General features: G+C 47.3%; 12 protein-coding genes. 10 read left to right on the top strand and 2 right to left on the bottom strand.

The features are described from left to right. Positions 1–59 precede the first annotated feature (59 nt). Complete coding sequence (locus tag ACMXI2_RS18295; RefSeq protein ID WP_483777526.1) at positions 60–833, top strand: hypothetical protein; 774 nt, start codon at positions 60–62, stop codon at positions 831–833. A gap of 29 nt (positions 834–862) precedes the next feature. Here ACMXI2_RS18295 and ACMXI2_RS18290 read toward each other — a convergent pair whose 3' ends face one another. Beyond that, a complete protein-coding gene (locus tag ACMXI2_RS18290) occupies positions 863–2,047 on the bottom strand; it encodes a vWA domain-containing protein (RefSeq protein ID WP_483777525.1) in 1,185 nt (394 codons plus the stop codon). A 143-nt stretch (positions 2,048–2,190) separates the two neighbouring features. Between ACMXI2_RS18290 and ACMXI2_RS18285 the strand changes: the two genes are divergently transcribed. The 7 genes from ACMXI2_RS18285 to ACMXI2_RS18255 all read left to right on the top strand — a co-directional run bounded on the left by ACMXI2_RS18285 (position 2,191) and on the right by ACMXI2_RS18255 (position 13,354). Next, positions 2,191–3,993, top strand: a complete 1,803-nt coding sequence (locus tag ACMXI2_RS18285; RefSeq protein ID WP_483777524.1) for a tetratricopeptide repeat-containing sensor histidine kinase — start codon at positions 2,191–2,193, stop codon at positions 3,991–3,993. After that, positions 3,990–4,745 carry a LytR/AlgR family response regulator transcription factor gene (locus tag ACMXI2_RS18280; protein ID WP_483777523.1) on the top strand — a complete coding sequence of 252 codons (756 nt, stop codon included), beginning with the start codon at positions 3,990–3,992 and terminating at the stop codon, positions 4,743–4,745. Before ACMXI2_RS18285 ends, ACMXI2_RS18280 begins: the two co-directional genes overlap by 4 nt. A 158-nt stretch (positions 4,746–4,903) precedes the next feature. Next, positions 4,904–5,464 carry an RNA polymerase sigma factor gene (locus ACMXI2_RS18275; protein ID WP_483777522.1) on the top strand — a complete coding sequence of 187 codons (561 nt, stop codon included), beginning with the start codon at positions 4,904–4,906 and terminating at the stop codon, positions 5,462–5,464. An 82-nt stretch (positions 5,465–5,546) separates the two neighbouring features. Continuing rightward, a complete protein-coding gene (locus ACMXI2_RS18270; protein WP_483777521.1) occupies positions 5,547–6,740 on the top strand; it encodes a FecR family protein in 1,194 nt (397 codons plus the stop codon). 247 nt (positions 6,741–6,987) lie between these two features. Then, positions 6,988–10,227 carry a SusC/RagA family TonB-linked outer membrane protein gene (locus tag ACMXI2_RS18265; protein WP_483777520.1) on the top strand — a complete coding sequence of 1,080 codons (3,240 nt, stop codon included), beginning with the start codon at positions 6,988–6,990 and terminating at the stop codon, positions 10,225–10,227. A gap of 42 nt (positions 10,228–10,269) precedes the next feature. Next, positions 10,270–11,721, top strand: coding sequence for a RagB/SusD family nutrient uptake outer membrane protein (locus ACMXI2_RS18260; protein WP_483777519.1), 1,452 nt, complete (start codon positions 10,270–10,272; stop codon positions 11,719–11,721). 34 nt (positions 11,722–11,755) lie between these two features. Then, positions 11,756–13,354, top strand: a complete 1,599-nt coding sequence (locus ACMXI2_RS18255; protein WP_483777518.1) for an FAD-dependent oxidoreductase — start codon at positions 11,756–11,758, stop codon at positions 13,352–13,354. Between the two features lie 86 nt (positions 13,355–13,440). Here the strand turns inward: ACMXI2_RS18255 and ACMXI2_RS18250 are convergent, their stop codons facing one another. After that, positions 13,441–14,454 (bottom strand): LacI family DNA-binding transcriptional regulator, encoded by a 1,014-nt coding sequence (locus tag ACMXI2_RS18250; protein ID WP_483777517.1) that lies wholly within the window; start codon positions 14,452–14,454, stop codon positions 13,441–13,443. 337 nt (positions 14,455–14,791) lie between these two features. Between ACMXI2_RS18250 and ACMXI2_RS18245 the strand changes: the two genes are divergently transcribed. After that, on the top strand, positions 14,792–17,959 hold the full coding sequence (locus ACMXI2_RS18245) for a SusC/RagA family TonB-linked outer membrane protein (RefSeq protein WP_483777516.1): 3,168 nt from the start codon (positions 14,792–14,794) through the stop codon (positions 17,957–17,959). Between the two features lie 20 nt (positions 17,960–17,979). Further along, positions 17,980–19,587: a RagB/SusD family nutrient uptake outer membrane protein gene (locus ACMXI2_RS18240; protein ID WP_483777515.1), complete on the top strand. Its 1,608-nt coding sequence runs from the start codon at positions 17,980–17,982 to the stop codon at positions 19,585–19,587. Positions 19,588–19,605 lie beyond the last annotated feature (18 nt).

Here is a 19,605-nt window from a genome sequence, read left to right as displayed (position 1 = left end):
ACAAGCTGTAAAAATTATTGCATACCCCCAAAATGGGTGTTTACCGGAACCCGGAATCTATGTTGATCATCTTACTGCGTATAACAGGCTACGGCTGGACAGCCATTGCATTTGTAGTATTATCTGTACTGGTAGCAGTTAAAATATTAAAACGGAATAACCCCGGCAGCAAGCCTGGTTGCATGGGCATTGGTTATGTTTCACTGGTGGTGTTTTGCCTGCTTAGTTTCTCTTCCGTGCTTGCAGGGGCGTTGGGCGGCTTTGTGGTGAACGCTTTTACGCTGCCGCGGTACAAAGCGAAGGTGGTCAGCGTTTCCTCTTACGTATCGAAAGACAGCAAAAATAGAAATACGATCATGTATCGCTCCACCGTTGCTTTCACAACGGAAGACGGAACGCCCGTAGAAATGGAAACAGATGTATCCTCCTCCGGTAAGCCGGAGATAGGGGAGATCATTATCGTAGGTTACAAACCCGGTATGTCGGCCGCAGGGGAGTTTTCCGGAAGCAAGTATCTGTTAATGAGTGGAGCAGCGGTGATGTTGCTGGTGATAGGGTATTTTTCGATAGCTGGTATCATCTATGCAATGGGATGGCAAATGGCAGCCTACTTTAATTTCGGGATGACCATATTGCTATATTTCATTTTACCTTTAGCCATGCTGTTTATGTTAGGAGGCATGGGATACGCGGTAGTGCAGTATTTCATGGGACTCCGTCCGGATATGCCGGTATGGGCGGTGGCGGTGTGTACGTTTTTCTGTCTTGTTTTATTTGCTGCAATGATGGGGTACGTTCGCCTGCTTACTGCAAGACGTGGACGCACCCGTTAAATGGTTCTCCAAAACAATCCATATTTCAATTATTTTTCTGCGGTATATCCTTTTGCGTTAGCCACCTGGATAACAGACTGGTTGATGGCAGCGCCCAGGTCGTCCATTTTATCAGTTTTCTTTAACGCCTCATCAATATATTTCTGCCGTTGCTTGCCCAGCACGGCGATTTCTTTTTGAATGCTTTCCCTCTCTTTGCTTTTCTCTGCCACCAGTGTTGTCAGCTCTGCCAGGCTTTTTTCTTTCAGCTCTTTGGGTAACTCGCTTTTGCTGATGCCTTTTAATACGTTGGGATCTTGTTTCACACGGTCTACAAGATCCCAGTTGTCGTTTTTATAAACAGCTTTTGATTTACTTACAAATCGTTCTACAGAGTTGGCGGAAGAAAGAGATCTGGCATTTTTATCCTGCATTACCTGGTTGCTTTTCCTTAGCTCACCGGAAGCGCCATATGCGATATAGGTTTTGTTGATCCGTTCATTGCAGGCTTCAATGTTTTTATCATAAGGGGTTTCAATAAAAACTACCTTTCTATCTGAATCGATATTGAAATATTGGCCTTCACCTTTGTCGGCGCCGTCTTTCCAATGGGTGGCTATTCCTTCCTGTTTATCGCCGCAGTAGATGGTATTAATGAAAATGTTTTTGCTGATGGCCTGCCCGGCGGCTGTTTTGTAGCTTATCTGTCCCTGGTTGAAAGGCTCGTTGCCTGCAATATAAATGAGCTTCATATCGGCTTCATCTTTTCCCCATTCCAGCGCTTTTACGGCGGATGCGATCACCGCGCCGCAGTATTCTGATCCGCCATTGGTGTGAAGGGCGAATAGTTTTTCGGAGATAAGATCGAGGTCGGTGGTCAGCGGGGTTACCTGCCGGATATAATCATTCGAGCGGGAGAGACCGTCGTTGCCATACTCATAGAGCGCGATTTCTATTAGGGGTGTTTTTCCTTTGTATTTCAGGGTGGTGAGGGTATTGATAATATTCCAGAGCCTCGATTTTGCCTGGTCTATCAGGCCATCCATGCTGTTAGAGGTGTCCAGCAGCAAGGCTACTTGTATACGGGTATTGTCGGCGGCGGAAGGAGCGGTAACGATAGCTGGTGGCAGAGCGGCTGTTACGCTTTTTGTTTCCGGGATCGTCTGACCGGTATTATATTTCCATATCAGGAAGCCCGATACCAGCAGTGCGCTGGCGAATAGTGTCGTTTTCATGATGTTTGATTTTAGATTGCCCCATGAAAATAAAGGGTCTTCTTTAGCCGGCGGGGTACCACTTGGTGAAAGGGTATGCTGAATGGGTGAAATACGGGCCTGCCCGTTCTGAAAAGTCTTATTTTGCGGTAGAATCAATGATCATGGTACGTTACTGTATTTGCATATTTATCTTGTTTGGGTTGTTGTCTGCAGCAACTGCGCAGGATTCTGCTGTGGGCAAGCGTGGTACTTTTCCTGTGTCTAAGGCGGCAAAAGCCTTGAAAAAATCGCTTTCCAATAATGATGATGAACTGCAGACAGCCGGTAAATATGAAGCATTGGCAAAAGAGCTGACGGATAAAAGTGAATATGCCAAAGCGGAAGAATATCTTAAAAAAGCGCTGGACATCTACACAAGATTAAATCATAAAGATGCGGCAGCTGCCGGTCGCGCGCTGGCAAAAGTGCAGGAAATGCAGAACAAGATCATACCGGCCATACAAAACTACCAGTCCGCCGGTGATGTAGCAATAGATAAAAGCCTGGTGAACATCAATCTCAATGATGCCAACCGTTTGCGGAACAACAGCAACCCCCGGGCGCAAACGAATTACGCCCAATCCAATGTAGACATCATTGAAAAGACCGGCAGGAAAGAAGAGGCCACAGATGCCTATAAGCAACTGGGAAACAGTTTGCTGCTGGAAAACAACACTTCAGATGCTATCGCCAGTTATAAAAAAGCGATCGAGAAAACCGACAATACCCGGGAGATTGCTGACATCAGCAAGAAAATTTCTAAGGTATATGTTGAAGGGAATAATATTGATGCCGCTATCCGCATGAATGAAGCGATCCTGGAAAAAGCAAAGCAGGAGGATAATATTGAATTGCAGATAGACCAGGTGCGGGAACTGGCCCAACTATATACCACGAAAAAACTACCGGAAAAAACGGGTAGCCTGTTAGAGGAAGCATACGCGCTGGCATTTAAAAGCGGGAATACGTCAAAAACGAAAGACTGCCTGCTGGCACTGACCAGCTACTACCGCGAGCAGCAAAAGGAAGCTGTTGCCATGATCAGGTATGACGACTTCCTCCATCGCCTGGATACACTTATCCGGACGGATAGCTCCCTCGTGGATGCCAGCCTGTTCGGCATTACAGAAGGAAAGATCAAAGACCTGGAAAGGGAAAAGGAATTACAACTGGCGCTGATCAGCAATAAAAATACACTTAACTATTTCCTGATTGCCTCCATTTTAGCAATGGTGGTGCTGCTGTTCTTTATTGTCCGCTCCCTGTACGCCATTAAGATCAAGAATAAGAAAATTGCGTTGCAGTCGTTGCGGCGGGAAATGAATCCGCACTTTATTTTCAACAGTCTGAATAGCGTAAACCAATACATTGCCGAAAACAAGGAGGTGGAAGCGAACAAGTATCTCACTTCCTACTCCGGCCTGATGCGGAATGTGATGGAACATTCCAATAAGGATTTTGTTCCTTTGTCGACCGAAATAGAACAGCTGAAAAGCTACCTGGATCTGGAGCAGCTGCGCTTCAGCGATAAATTTGTGTACATACTGGATATCGATGAAACACTGGACACCGACGCCGTAATGATTCCGAATATGCTGATCCAGCCACACCTGGAAAATGCAGTATGGCACGGGCTCCGGTATAAAGCTACAAAAGGGTTGCTCCGGGTAACATTTCAAAAGCAGGCGCAGTTTATTCAGGTGGTGATAGCAGATGATGGAATCGGGCTCACGGAAAGCCGTAAGTTGAAAACTATTCACCAGAAAGCGTATCAATCAAGGGGCATTACCAATACCACGGAACGGATAAGTTTACTGAATGATATTTACCATCTTCATATCCGGCTGCAGATGGAAGAAATAACGCTGGAGGGCGCCACCGGTACGCGGGTAGTGCTGCAACTTCCCTTAATGGATAAAAAATGATGTTAACAGAAAAAATCACTTCAGTGATCGTTGAAGACGAAGCTGCTGCAATGGCCGCTTTGCAAAATTACCTGGGGAAATTCTGCCCGCAGGTAGAAGTAGCGGGCACGGCCCAGAACAGCCGGGAGGCCATCGCGCTATTGCATGAGTTGCGGCCGCAGCTGGTATTCCTCGATGTGGAAATGCCTTTTGGCAACGCCTTTGACGTACTGGATGGCTGCCAGGATCTCCAGTTTGAAACTATTTTTGTAACGGCCTTTTCCGAATATTCCCTGAAAGCACTCAACCAGAGCGCCGCCTATTATTTACTGAAGCCGGTAAGCATAGAAGAACTGATCCTGGCAGTGAATAAAGTGCAGCAGCAACTCCAACAGAAACATTGGTTGAACAGGAACCGCATCATCCTGGAAAACGTCCGGGAAAATAATCCCGGTATGCAACAGGTAATATTACCCACCCTGGACGGATTTGATGTAGTGAAGATGAATGAAATTGTACGCCTGAAGGGGAATGGCAATTTTACAGATGTTTATTTAACCAATGGAAGTAAAAAGATGGTATGCCGTTTTCTGAAACATTTTTCCGGGATGTTACCCCATCCGTTTGTGCGGGTGCATAAATCACATATCATTAATATCCATTATGTGCAGTCTTATCATAAAGGCGCAGGTGGATATGTAAGTTTGAATGATGGTACTGCAGTGGAGGTATCGGCGGCTTATAAGGATAATTTGCTGAAGGCGTTTCAGTAGCCGGGGAATTAAAAAATCACCAGATGTTTTATATCATCACGGAATGTTTAAAATTGATTCCCCAACTTTTAATAGTGAATATTTTTTGCCTACATTTAGTTGGTCAACCAACTATATACACATTGTCTGAAAAGGATTTACATATTGGACCGGAGTTCATGAAGCGTATTGCTGATGGGGATGAACTTGCATTTGCCGATTTGTATACCGGCTTCTATGATAAAATATACTCTGTTGCCCTGATGTACCTGAAAGCGCATGAAATAGCCGAGGATGTTACGCAACAGGTTTTTTTTAAGCTGTGGGAGCGGCGGTCGTCTTTGGGGGACGTCCGGAAAATTGATTCTTTTTTGTTTATCACTGCCCGGAATGAAATTATGAACACTTTCCGGCGTCAGTCGGTTCAGGATAATTACCAGGCGTTTATCCGGGAGTTGTTTTCGCAGGAAGCCACTACGCCGGAGGATTTGCTGATCATAAAGCAAAAGGGAAAACTGATGGAGGCTATTATCGGTAAACTGCCTGTGAGGCAACAGGAAGCATTCCGGTTAAGCCGGATCAGGGGCCTTTCTTACGAGCAAATCTCCACAGAGATGAATATATCGCTGGCTACCGTAAAAGAGCATATGTCCAGGGCGCTCCGGCAGATCAGGGAATTATTGCTGGCTCATAAGGATGAGTTACTGGTGCTGTTTTTCTTTTGTTCTATCCGTCAATAATTTTTTTTCCCTCCATACCCTACTTTTTTCTGAGTTGCGTGTCTTCATATAGTAAGGGATAAAAAAGCCCGATACCATTTCAATGACCAGCGAGCGATTTAGTATATTATTAAAAAGATATATTGATCAACAACTAAATGAAGAAGAGCTAGTTGTTTTTCTTCAGGAAGCACAGCTTCCTGAGAATGAGGCTGTCATTAAAGCTGCGCTGGACAATGATTTTGAGGTAGAAAAATTTTCCGGGATGAGTGCGCCCGGGCAGGCGGCGGCGGCTTATGCAGCATTTAAGCGGGAAACCGGTAGTAAAGATGTGCGACCGGCCCCCAGGGTATTTATGAACAGGTATCGCCTGGCAGCAGCAGCCTCTGTTATTTTATTGATCATCGCAGGGACTCAGCTGTGGCGCACTGCTAACCGATCATCTAAAATGGTTATTGTGCAGGAGAACAGTGAAGTGATGCCCGGTGGTAACAAAGCGATTCTGAGGTTGGCCAACGGCCGGGAAATTATACTCGACAGCGCCGCCAATGGTACATTGGCGCAGCAAGGCAATACGCAGATCGTTAAACTGGATAACGGGCAGCTGGCATATAATGCTGCAACGCAACCCGGCGCCGTTGAGGTCAATACGCTCACAACGCCGCGGGGCGGTCAATACCAGTTGAATTTGCCTGACGGGAGTAAAGTATGGCTGAATGCGGCCAGCTCCCTGAGCTATCCTGTTGCATTTACCGGGAAAGACCGCACCGTTACGCTCACAGGCGAAGCCTATTTTGAGATTGCAAAAAATGCCGCCCAACCTTTTTATGTAAAGATGCCACCATCGCAGCCCGGAAGAAATGAAGTAAATGTAGAAGTGCTAGGCACACATTTTAATATCAGTGCATATGGGGATGAAGCGAGTATCAATACCACGTTACTGGAAGGGGCGGTAAGGGTGGTCAGCGCTGATAACAGGCAGGTGCTGAAACCTGGTCAGCAGGCGCAGGTAAGTACGGCGGGCAATATACAACTGGTAAACGATGCTGATGTGGAACTGGCAGTAGCTTGGAAAAATGGGGAGTTCCGTTTCAAAAGAGCGGATATGGGCAGTATCATGAACCAGTTATCCCGTTGGTATAACTTCAACGTACAGTACGCAGGTCCGGTACCGGCTATGCGATACAGCGGAAGCATCGGCAGGAATGCAAAATTATCTGAAGTATTGGATATGCTCGGAACGCTTACTGGTGCTCATTTTGAACTAAAGGGTAACATCCTGAAAGTATCTTTCTAAGAAATATTCCACTGTTTTATATCAATCAAACAAAATATGATCTGACAATTATTGACATCCACGTTTGATACGAATAAAAAAACGGAAGTGTTCGTGGCACCTCCGTTTGGATAAGACGTATCCGTAAAGTCCGTTGCGCGAAATTTATTTAACATCTTAACAGTTCCAAGTTATGAATTCCTTTTTATTCAGCAAAATAAACAGGGACGTACACCTGTACCCTTTATTTTGCAAAATTATCCTCGCTATGAAAGTAACTGCTTTTTTGCTACTGGTAATGGTAGCTGGGGTAAATGCCACAGGAGTAGCGCAGAAGCTTACCCTGTCGTTCCAACATGCAGCACTTGAAAATGTTTTCACGGAAATAGAGAAGCAGTCGGGAGTGCGCTTCCTCTATAGTGATGAGTTCCTCAAAGGGGCGCCACCCGTTACACTGCGGGTAAAGGAGGCTGATATCAACGAAGTGATGAAACGGATCATCATCCGGCGCCCTTTTGTTTATAAAGTAGTTGCTGGTACGGTGATCATCACGCCGGAACATCCATCGCCGGATGCGGGTAACCCGGTGCTAAAAGATATTATCGTGTCGGGCGTTGTAAGAGGACCCGATGGGATACCGCTCCCCGGCGCATCCGTATCTGTTAAAGGTAAAGCCGGCGCCGGTGTGGCAACCGGCAACGATGGTAAATTTAAACTTACAGTACCGGATGATGCCATCCTGATCATTTCATTTATAGGATTGAAGAACCGGGAAGTACCGGTGAATGGCAATGCTACCCTGGACATTGTGCTGGAGAAAGATGCCGCCAGGATAGATGAAGTAATCGTAGTAGGCTATGGTACCATGAAAAAAAGTGATCTTACCGGTGCCATCACCAGGGTAAGATCTGAGGAGATCAATGCTTTTCCTTCCGCCAATGTGTTCCAGGCGTTATCCGGAAGAGCGCCCGGTGTTCAGGTATTGCAGAATACGGGCGCTCCCGGCGCGTCTGTGAGTATGCGTATACGCGGTACCAACTCCATACAGGGCAGCAACGAACCACTTTACGTGGTGGATGGATTCCCCACGGCCGGTAACCCTACTATCCTGAATAACGCAGATATAGAAAGTATTGAAGTGTTGAAAGATGCATCTGCAACAGCCATTTATGGCTCCAGGGGCGCCAACGGCGTGGTGATCATTACTACCAAAAGGGGCAAGGCAGGAAGAACCAATGTGAACGCGGAAACCAGCTATACCACGCAAACGCTGATCCGCAAGCTGGACATGATGAACGGAAAAGAGTATGCCGCTTTTTATAATGAACAGGCCGCCAATGATGGTCTTGCTCCATACTTTACTCCGGCACAGGTAGAAGGTTTTGGCAACGGGTTCGACTGGCAGGACCTGGTGTTTAAACCCGCGCCTATGAAAACCATCAACCTGAATATAAACGGGGGAAATGAGAAAACCCGTTTCGCCATCGGGGGCAGTATTTTCGACCAGGATGGCATTGTAAATGGCAGCAACTATAAACGCTACGCATTGCTGGCAAACGTTAGCCATGATATCAGCAATAAGTTCTCTGTGAGCGTTAATGCTACTTTATCAAGATTGAAGACCGATCGGAAAGACAGTGGTGGCGGTAGTCGCGGCAACTCCATGATCTCGGCAGCCCTTTCTGCACCACCTACACTAACGCCCTACAACGATGACGGCAGCTACCGCGTACTGGCTATTGCCTATCCGTTTGTAGCGACTGATCTTATCAACCCGCTGAACTTTATCAATGAACAGCGCAATGCCATCAAAGCTAACCTGGTATTAGCCAATGCGGCGCTGATGTATAAACCGGTAGAAGGACTTACTATCAAAGTAATGGGTGGGATAGAAAACCGCGACGACCGCACCGACTCCTACACTACCCGCAGCTTCGTTAATTCAAACGGTACCGCCGCTGTTACCACCAATCAGATCACCAGCCTCCTGAATGAAAATACCATCTCCTATAATAAAACTTTTAACAGGCATAGCATCGCCGTGCTGGCAGGATTCACCTACCAGGATTTCCTGACTACCACATTATCCGGCAGCGGAAACGGATTTCTGAGTGATGTTTTTGAAACCTATGATCTCAGCGCCGCAGATATTCCAGGCGTACCGGGCTCGGGCTATTCCAAAGCAGTACTGCTATCTTACCTGGGCCGTGTGAATTATAACTTTAACGATAAATACCTGGTTACCGCCAGCATCCGCAGAGATGGATCTTCCAGGTACAGCGAAGGCAATAAGTGGGGGTACTTTCCCTCCGCAGCATTGGCCTGGAGAGTATCGAATGAAGATTTTCTGAAAGGGAATACGCTCATCTCTAACCTGAAACTACGCACCAGCTGGGGACTCACAGGCAGTCAGGCTATCAGTCCATATGCTACTCTCAATCAACTTGGCAGCGGGAAAACTGTTTTTGATGATGCGCTTTATAATACCTTCTCTCCCGGTACCCGTTTACCCGGTAACCTGAAATGGGAAACCACCGCACAACTGGATTTCGGAATGGACCTCGGCCTGCTGGATAACAAAGTGAATCTTACCATTGATTACTACATCAAAAATACGAAGGACCTGCTGAACACCGTGGCCCTGCCTTCTTCAATGGGTTTTACCTCCACTATTCAGAACGTAGGACAGGTACAGAATAAAGGACTGGAGTTGGGTATAGATACAAGGGTACTGGATGGCACTTTCAAATGGGATATTAATGCCAACCTCTCCTTCAACCGCAATAAAGTAGTAAAGCTCTATGGCGGAAATGACGTGCTGGGCGGAAACCTGAATGTGATAGTGATCAATGACGTTACAAATATTTTGCGGGAAGGCCGGCCCATAGGCCAGTACTGGGGATACCTGGAAGATGGATATGACGACCAGGGAAAGATCAGATTCCGCGACCTGGATAAAAGCGGCGCCATTACCGCAACAGATAAAACTTATATCGGCAACCCTAATCCCGATTTTATATACGGACTGAATTCTGCCATGTCGTATAAGGATTTCAGCCTGACGGTTTTCCTCCAGGGAGTACAGGGGAATGATCTCTTCAATGCCAGCGCCATCGCCAATACCATTGATTATGGCTTCGGACTGAATATGCCACGCGACGTATACAACAACCACTGGACACCAACCAATACCAATGCAAAGTACCCGGTGCTGAGTCGTAATACTACCGTAAGGGTATCTGACCGGTTTGTGGAAAATGGTTCTTATCTGCGACTCAAAAATATCCAGCTGGCGTACAATCTTCCACTCCGGAAATGGGGCCTCAAAGGAATACAAAGCGGGCAGTTGTATGTAAGCGGACAAAACCTGTTGACCTTCACACAATATTCGTGGTGGGACCCGGAAGTAAATTCAAATGGTGGAAGTAATTCTACTTCCCAGGGCATCGACTTCAATTCCTATCCTTCGAATAAGTCGTTTACCATTGGGCTCCGCGCAGGTTTCTGATTTATGTGTGCATCTTATTTATCATCATCTGAAAAAAAGAAAATGAAAATAACAACCATCAATAAAGCCGGATTAATCATACTGCTGTTGTGGCTGTGTACTTCCTGCAGCAAGTTATTGGAGGAATCGCCGAAATCGGCCGTAACAGAAAATTTCTATAATACTGCAGCAGAAGTCGAAGCTGCGGTGAACGCCATCTTTGCGCCGTTGCGGGCTACAAATATGAGCGTTTATGAAGCCACCCTGGAATGTCAGAGCGATTATGCGGCCGGCAGGGGAAGCTGGGCAGCCATGCACGAGTTCCAGGGACTGAACGATGCAAACGTTACCCGGGTATCCGGTTTATGGAATTCCTTTTACCTGGCTATCCGCAATGCCAACCTGGTGATTGGTAATGCGCCTAATGGAACATCGATCAGTAAAACAGATGCTGACAGGTATACCGCGGAAGCAAAATTTATGCGGGCATTCTGCTATTTTCAGCTGGTACGCAACTGGGCCGGTGTACCATTACGCACAGAAGAAAATATCATCCAGGTGGATTTGAAAAAAAGTACAGCAGAAGAAGTGTACGATCTTATATTATCCGACCTGGGCAATGCGGAAGTGGTGCTGCCGGAGAAACCCTCCAGCATCGGCCGCCCTTCGAAATGGGCCGCTAAAACCTTGCTGGCAGACGTTTACCTGCAACTGGGAAAGTACGCCGAAGCGCGCGACAGGGCAGATGAGGTCATTAAATCCAGCCAGTTTTCCCTGGTACCCATTACTTCGAAAAGCGATTTTCAGAACAAGGTATTGGGGCCGGAATTACTTAGTACCACGGAAGAAATATTTTACCTGAAATACATGCGGCAGGCAGGGCAGGGGAACTATATGTTATGGATCACCAACCACCCCGGTACTAAATTGTTCAACTTCGGAGGATCGTATGTATTATATGCAGATGAAACCAGTAGCTTTTTCCGCAACTGGGACAGCAATGATTTGCGGAAAGTGCTATGGGACAAGCTGGATATTGGTCTTGGCGCCAATACACTGATCAGCGCACGCTATACTGATACAAAAGCCGCCAGCAAGGAAGGCGCCGGCAACGACGATCCTGTTTACAGTTATGCAGATGCATTGCTGATTTATGCAGAAGCATCCTGCAGAGCGGGTAATGCGCCAACAGCCGCCGGCATGGAAGCGTTGAACCGGGTACGCCGCCGCGCTTATGGTAAGCCACCGGGCGTACCATCTGAAACCGATCTTCAACTGGCCGGTTACAATGGCGCTACATTCGCAGACAGGGTACTACTGGAACGCGCCTACGAATTTCAGATCTCCGGAAAACGCTGGCTGGACCTTAAACGCACGGGTACCGCCAAAGCCGTGATCCTTGCGGCAACCGGCAGAACCATCGCAGAGAAACATTATCTCTGGCCAATACCACTTTCTGAAATGAACTACAATAAGGCATTAGACCCTGCCAGAGATCAGAATCCCGGGTATTGAATATATTCATCAGCTTTAAAATATTATAAGATATATGAAAAGAGTTCTCACCATTTTATTGCTGCTCCTGTTCAACGGGGTCAGTGCAGCTACTGTTTATGATGTGGTAGTATACGGCGCTACGCCGTCTGGCGTGCTGGCAGGTGTAGCCGCCGCAAGAGAAGGCCGTACCGTGGCAATCGTTGAGCCGCTTCCGTTAGTCGGCGGTATGATGAGCGGCGGTTTATCTTTCAGTGATTCCAACCAGATGGCCCGCGAAACATTACGCAGTCTTTTTGAAGAATTCCATAAACGGGTGGAAAAAGAATACGTCGCTGCCGGACTTACCTTACCGTACAACATCAGCGAAAAAGACAATAAACCGTGGACCTATGAACCGCATATTGCTGAAAAAGTATTTAATGAACTGTTGAAGGAAGCAGGCGTAAAGGTATGGTTGAATGAAACACTGAAATCGGCCGTTGTTGACAAAGGGAAGATCTCCGCGATCCGTACGTATTCAGGTAAGCTTTTCAGCGGTAAAGTATTTATAGACGCCAGCTATGAAGGCGATCTGCTGGCTGCCGCGGGTGTTAAATACCGTGTAGGCCGCGAAAGCCGGGGGGAATTCGGAGAGCCGCTGGCCGGCGCCATCTATCCGAAAAAGGAGGTGAATGCACCTGCCTTTGATAGCCGCCATAAACCATTACCGCTTATTACCGGCAATACACGTGTACCAGAAGGACAAGGCGACCGCAGGATCATGACCTACAGCTTCCGCCTTTGCCTTTCCACCGCTCCGGATAACCAGGCGCCCTTTTCCCGCCCGGCTAACTACGATCCCGCAAGGTATGAACTGTTCCGCCGCTTTTATAAAGCCAATCCGCAGATGGGCATTCCTTTTGACATGTACCCGCTACCCGGACAAAAGATAGATGGCAACAACAGTATCGGCGGACAAATATCAACCGGTCTTGTTGGTGAAAACCACGACTATCCCGAAGCCACGCCACGCAAGAGGAAAGCCATCTGGGACGCGCATCGCAGCTACACCGAAGGACTGCTGTATTTCCTGAGTACTGATACTGCCGTGCCAGTAAAGGTGCGCACGCAGATGAGCAAACTGGGATATGCCAAAGACGAATTCAGCGGATCAAATCATTTTCCTCCCGTATTATACGTTCGCGAAGGCAGGAGAATGGTGGGCGAATATTTCATGACCCAGAAAGATATCCAGCAAGAAATACAAAAACAGGATGTTATCGGCATAGGTTCGTTTCCTATCGATTCGCACGACTGTCAGCGTATCAGCACCGACAGTGGCTTCATTAACGAAGGCACCATATTCCCTGTACGCATAAAATCGAGAAAGATAGGGTATCCTTATCAGCTGCCTTACAAGGCTATCACTCCCAAACAGGCAGAATGTACAAACTTGCTGGTACCCGTTTGCCTGTCGGCCTCGCACGTGGCTTTCTCTTCCGTAAGGGTGGAACCCGCCTGGATGATATTGGGTGAAAGCGCAGGCATTGCAGCAGCCATTGCGGTAGAAGATGGCGTGGCAGTGCAACAGGTGGATATAACAAAGCTGCAAAAAAGGTTAAAGGATAAAGGGCAGGTGTTGGAGTTGCCTGTGGTGTCGGAGGAGAAATAATGATCTTTTAGTTAAAGAGAAAGGAGGATGCCTTGAACAGGCGTCCTCCTTTCTCTTTAAGATATAAATCATATTTGTGCACTTCCTCAGCTGGAGTTCCGCACAATCAGTTCCGTTTTCAACACCCGGATAATACTTTTCCATTCTGTTACATCGCGGCTGATCTGGTCTATAAGCAGCTGTGCTGCCGTGCCGCCGATTTCTTTTACCGGCTGTGATACCGTGGTTAAAGAAGGATGAATAAGTCCTGATGCAAAGTCGTTGCTGAAACCCACTACTGCGATATCTTCCGGTACCTGTAAGCCTCTTTTCTTCACCACCTGTATAATCTCAATGGCGGTAGGGTCGTTGATGGCAAAGATGGCATCCGGAGGATGGGGGAGGTTTAAAAGATGGTTTACATAGATATGTACCTTATCGAGGTTCAGATCATATGGGATTACCAGGTCTTCATCCAGTTCAATATTGTTCTTTCTTAAAGCGGCTTTATAGCCGTTCAGTCTTTTCTCACTTATCTTGAGCGAAGGCGGGCCGGATAAATGCGCGATCCTTTTCCTGCCTCTTTCAATCAAATGATTTACGGCGCGGAATGCGCCATCATAATCGTCAACAATTACTTTGGGTACATCCATTTCATCACATACCCGGTTAAAAAATACGATGGGAATACCCTTTCGCTGGAATATCTTTAAATGATCAAAGTTCTTTGTTTCTTTGGTGATAGATACCAATACACCGTCTACCTGGTTTGCCAGCATCACTTTAGTGTTGGCCACTTCTGTTTCATAAGTTTCATTGGATTGGCAGATGACCGTGTTATAGCCGGCTTTGCTGGCTACTTCCTGCGCGCCGATGGTGATATTTGGGAAATAAGAACTGGTAAATTCCGGAACGATGATGCCTATGGTATTTGTTTTCCTGGTAACCAGGCTGATCGCCAGCATATTGCGCTGGTAGTCGAGTTTTTCCGCCAGATCCAGCACGGCCTGCCTTGTTACTGCGTTCACACTGGGGTGCCCGGTTAAAGCCCGTGACACAGTTGATTTAGAAAGATTAAGCTCCTTCGCAATGTCAACGATGGTGATCTGGTGTCGCTTCATGGGTTATTTTTATGTAAAGAAACACAATTATATCAAAAATGGGAACATTCCCAATTTATGGGAATGTTCCCAATGGCAAAATCATCATTTTTTTTACCATCGGGTAACAGTTAGTTATAATCTTTGGACACATAAATTCTCACGATATGAAAGAACTGTTGCTCTCAACCTCTTTTGCGCCAGCCGTGCCTGTACCTGTCACCTTACGCCAATCATCCACGTTTCACATATTGCACCATTACATGGAGTAGGTACCTCCACCGGCGATTTGCCCGGCGCACAATAAAAATATGTGAATGAATCATACAGACTAAAATTTTAAAACACGTTTGGGGGTATGCACAAAAATGTTTTCTTATCAGCAGGGTATCTATTGCTCCTGCTCTTTATCATCTTCCCTGCTACGGATGTAGCAGCACAGCAGCCCGCCACGGGGCCAGCTAACAAAATATCAATTACCGGTAAAGTAACGGAAGCCGCAGGCACCGCCCTGGTAGGGGTAACGGTCCGCGTGAAAAACGACAAAACATCCGCCATCACCAATGAAGACGGGATCTATCACATCACTACCAGTAACGCACCTGGCACAACGCTCGTATTCAGCTATGTAGGATTTCTGAACAGGGAGGTAAAACTTACCGCCGGAAGAAGCGTGTACAATATCGTGATGGAGCCTTCCATAAAAGGGCTGAACGATGTGGTGGTAATCGGTTACGGAACTGTAAAAAGAAAAGATGTTACCGGGTCGGTAGGCGAATTTAAAATTGCCGACCTGGCAAAAGCGCCGGTACCTTCCTTCGAAGAAGCCCTGGGAGGCCGCGTTGCGGGCGTACAGGTATCTGCCAGCGATGGTCAGCCCGGATCCGCATTGAACATCGTAATCCGCGGTAATAACTCCGTAACGCAGGAAAACTCTCCGCTGTATGTGGTAGACGGATTCCCGATGGAAAACCCGTCCAACAACATCTTCAACCCGGAGGAAATAGCCTCCATCGAAGTACTGAAAGATGCCTCGGCCACCGCTATTTACGGCGCCAGGGGCGCCAACGGCGTTATCCTTATCACTACCAAAAAAGGCAAAACCGGCGCGCCAACAGTTACCTATCAAACCTGGATGGGCTTCCAGGAAAATATCAAAAAGCAAAAGATGATGAGCCCTTACGAGTTCGTGAAATACCAGATCGAACAGAACTCGGCTTTTTATACGCCCATCTATCTCGGCGAAGGTAAAACGCTCGACGACTATAAGAATGTAAAGGGAATCGACTGGCAGGATCAAATCTTCAGAAAAGCATTTATGCAAAACCACAGTCTCTCCCTGAGAGGCGGTAACGATAAAACAACCTACTCCCTTTCCGGCTCACTGCTGGACCAGAACGGTATCATCATTAACAGCGGTTTTAAGCGGTACCAGGGAAGGGCTGTGGTGGATCAGCGGCTGAACGATAAAGTGAAAGCCGGCATCAACGTAAACTATACGGCTACCAAAACTTATGGCGCCGTAGCTTCACCAACACCCAACGGTCCAACCTCCAGCCTGATGTACAGTGTTTGGGGCTACCGGCCGGTAACCGGCGACTCCGCCAGCGATGCCTCCCTCGTAGATGAACCATTTGATCCGGATGTGGACCCGCTGAATGAATACCGCATGAACCCGGTCATCTCTACAAAAAATGAATATAACCCGCTGTTCAATAATACCCTTATCGCCAATGCCTATCTGGAATATAAACCGGCAAAATACTTTACATTAAGAGTGGCCGGTGGTATTACCAAAGAAGCGCAACGGAAAGAAATATTCAATAATTCCAATACCCGCCTCGGAAATCCAAAGAGCAGTATACTCGGTATCAATGGCTCCGTGAGCAACCTGGAAAGAACCAACTGGCTCAATGAAAATACCCTCACCTACGCCAGGGTGATCAATAAAGATCATAACCTGAATGTATTGGGCGGTTTCACGATGCAGAAGTTCGCTTACTATAGCTATGGCTTCTCTGCCAGCCAGCTGCCCAATGAATCGCTGGGTATGAGCGGACTGGATGAAGGGATTATCAATACCGCTCCCACGGCAAAATCATCCAATGCGTTGATGTCTTTCCTCGGCCGCGTTAACTACGGCTATAAATCACGCTACCTGCTTACGCTGTCGTTCCGTGCCGATGGTTCTTCCAAATTCCCCGACAACAACCGCTGGGCCTATTTCCCTTCCGGTGCTGTGGCCTGGAGGATCATCGAAGAATCTTTCATGAAAAATTTATCTTTCCTGTCAGATGCTAAAATACGCGCAGGATACGGCACCACCGGGAACAACCGGGTAGGGGATTTCGCCTATCTTACCTCCCTGCAGTTGTTCCCTTACTCCGGTTACAGCTTTGGGAACTCGCCCGTTCAGGGCATTATTCCCAGCAACCTGGGATTCCCTAAGCTGAAATGGGAAACCACTGCACAAACAGATATCGGGATAGACCTGGGATTCCTGAAAAACAGGATCATGTTTACCGCTGATTATTATAAGAAGAATACAAAAGACCTGTTGCTAAACGCCACCCTGGCGCCATCTTCAGGTTACCTGAGCGGTATCCGGAATATCGGTAAAGTGTCTAACGAAGGACTGGAATTTTCTGTGAACACCATGAACGTTCAGCATAAAAAGTTCACCTGGTCTACCAGCTTCAACATCTCCTTCAACCGCAATAAAGTGGTACAGCTGAACGAAGGCGAACCCAGTTACGCTTCCCGTATCACCTGGGGTAATTTTAATAACGCTTATCCATATATCGCTATACCGGGTCATCCGATCGCCTCGTTTTATGGATTTATATTTGACGGCGTTTACCAGTACAGCGACTTTGATCAGTCTAACGGAACTTATGTGCTGAAAGATAAAGTGCCCAACAACGGTAATCCAAGAAGTAGCATCCAACCGGGATACATTAAGTTTAAGGATATCAACGGCGACGGACAGGTGGATAACAGCGATCTCACCATCATCGGTAATCCTAACCCGATACACACCGGCGGGCTCTCCAATAATTTCACGTACAAAAACTTCGACCTGAACGTATTCTTCCAGTGGAGCTATGGCAACGATATCCTGAATGCCAACCGCATAGAATTTGAAAACGGCGATGTAACCAGGTCTTTCCTGAATATGTTTGCCAGCTACGCGGATCGCTGGACACCGGAAAATCAAACCAACAAATTATATAAAGTAGGCGGACAGGGACCATTGGTATATTCTTCCCGCACCATTGAAGACGGTTCTTACCTGCGTCTCAAAACTGTGGCGCTGGGCTATAATTTGCCGGCGCCGTTACTGAAACGGGCTAAAATAAAAGGGCTGCGGGTGTATACTTCTGCACAAAATCTCATTACCTGGACAAATTACTCAGGAATCGATCCTGAAGTTTCTGTAAGGCAATCGGCTTTAACACCGGGCTTCGACTGGTCGGCGTATCCGAAGGCAAGAACCATCACCTTCGGACTGGATGTGACCTTTTAACGAACTAAAAAGCTGCGATTATGAAACCAAGCAACATAAAATTATCTCCCGTTAGAAAAATAACAAAGCTCTTCCTGCTATGCATCCTTGCCGGCAGCACATTCACTGCCTGCAACAAATTCCTGGACACAAAGCCGGAAGATTTCGTAACACCGGAAAATTATTATAATACAGAAGCAGATCTTGAGAGGGCCCTGAATGGCGTGTACAACAGGCTGATAGATAACTTCGGGAGAATGTACTCACGGGGCCTGTACAGCTACCTGGCCATAAGCGATGAATTCTTCTACAAGAATATTACCGTGAATAATTTGAAGGTGATGGATTTTGACGCCGGTCAGCTGGATGTAGGCAAACTCTGGGAAGTTGCCTACCAGGGCATTGACCGTGCCAACCTGTTACTCGAAAATGTAGACAAGCCAAAGATGGATGAAAAAAAGAGAGGCGCTATTAAAGGCCAGGCGCTTTTTTTACGGGCTTACTATTATTTTATCCTGGTGGATAACTACGGTGGCGTGCCATTGAAATTATCTTCTACCAAATCGCCCGTAGAACCCGCGCTGCCCCGCTCTTCCGTGGCAGAGGTGTATGCTTCCATCCTCAACGATATGAAAGCAGCCGAACCGCTGGTAAATGATATCAGTACCTATACCAACAATGAAAGGGTGACCACTACCACCGTGCAGGCCATCCTGGCAAAGGTATACCTCACAATGGCCGGCGAACCGCTGAAAGATGTATCAAAATATGCGGACGCATTAACCTATGCCAACAAAGTGATCACCTCCGGCAAACACTCCCTGAACCCGGATTACAGCGCTATCTTCATCAATCACTCTAAAGACATTAACGAGTCGAAGGAATGCCTGTGGGAAATAGGCATGTATGGCAATCAACAGGGATCTACGCAGCTCGCAGGCGGAGTAGGTATTGAAAATGGTGTGGAATCGCCGGATGATAACGTAGGTTATTCAAATGGGCCGGTACATCCTTCCGCGAGGTTATTCAACCTGTTTGCGGCGGAAGATAAGCGAAGGGATTGGAACATCGCGCCGTACAAGTATTCCATCGTGAATGGCGTTGTTACCAAAGTGGCGTATACCCCCGCGCAGATCTATGAACGCACCGCCGGCAAATGGCGCCGTGAGTATGAAACGCAGGCGCCCAAAAACAGGTCCTATAATTCTACCAACTTCCCGGTGATCCGGTATGCAGATGTACTGCTGATGAAAGCGGAAGCAGAAAATGCGGTGAACGGACCGGTAGCAGAGGCTTACGACGCGATTAACATGGTAAGAAGAAGGGGCTATGGCAAACCACCGGCCACACCGGATGCCACCATTGACCTGCCAGCAGGTTTGGGGAAAGATGAATTCCTCGAAGCCGTGCAGGACGAACGGGCCAGGGAGCTTAGCTTTGAAGGAGCACGTAAGCACGACCTGATCCGCTGGGGACTATACCTGTCCAGGATGCAGTCGCTGGCCGCTGAAGTGGCCGCATCTGCACCATCTGCATGGAAATATTCAGGTAATGCCGCAAAGAATACAACGGCCAGGAACGTACTGTTTCCTATTCCTACTACAGAAACAACCATTAATCACCTGGCAGAACAGAACAAGGGTTGGTAACACCGCGCTAAAATGTAC

It is taken from the genome of Chitinophaga sp. G7 BAM 1005 (assembly GCF_057126945.1).
This window is presented reverse-complemented; position numbering and strand designations above follow the sequence as displayed.

Coding starts and splice junctions, on each gene's coding strand:
- ACMXI2_RS18295 (WP_483777526.1), top strand. CDS start 60: ATGTTGATCATCTTACTGCGTATAACAGGCTACGGCTGGACAGCCATT.
- ACMXI2_RS18255 (WP_483777518.1), top strand. CDS start 11,756: ATGAAAAGAGTTCTCACCATTTTATTGCTGCTCCTGTTCAACGGGGTC.
- ACMXI2_RS18290 (WP_483777525.1), bottom strand. CDS start 2,047: ATGAAAACGACACTATTCGCCAGCGCACTGCTGGTATCGGGCTTCCTG.
- ACMXI2_RS18260 (WP_483777519.1), top strand. CDS start 10,270: ATGAAAATAACAACCATCAATAAAGCCGGATTAATCATACTGCTGTTG.
- ACMXI2_RS18275 (WP_483777522.1), top strand. CDS start 4,904: ATGAAGCGTATTGCTGATGGGGATGAACTTGCATTTGCCGATTTGTAT.
- ACMXI2_RS18285 (WP_483777524.1), top strand. CDS start 2,191: ATGGTACGTTACTGTATTTGCATATTTATCTTGTTTGGGTTGTTGTCT.
- ACMXI2_RS18250 (WP_483777517.1), bottom strand. CDS start 14,454: ATGAAGCGACACCAGATCACCATCGTTGACATTGCGAAGGAGCTTAAT.
- ACMXI2_RS18245 (WP_483777516.1), top strand. CDS start 14,792: ATGCACAAAAATGTTTTCTTATCAGCAGGGTATCTATTGCTCCTGCTC.
- ACMXI2_RS18240 (WP_483777515.1), top strand. CDS start 17,980: ATGAAACCAAGCAACATAAAATTATCTCCCGTTAGAAAAATAACAAAG.
- ACMXI2_RS18280 (WP_483777523.1), top strand. CDS start 3,990: ATGATGTTAACAGAAAAAATCACTTCAGTGATCGTTGAAGACGAAGCT.
- ACMXI2_RS18270 (WP_483777521.1), top strand. CDS start 5,547: ATGACCAGCGAGCGATTTAGTATATTATTAAAAAGATATATTGATCAA.
- ACMXI2_RS18265 (WP_483777520.1), top strand. CDS start 6,988: ATGAAAGTAACTGCTTTTTTGCTACTGGTAATGGTAGCTGGGGTAAAT.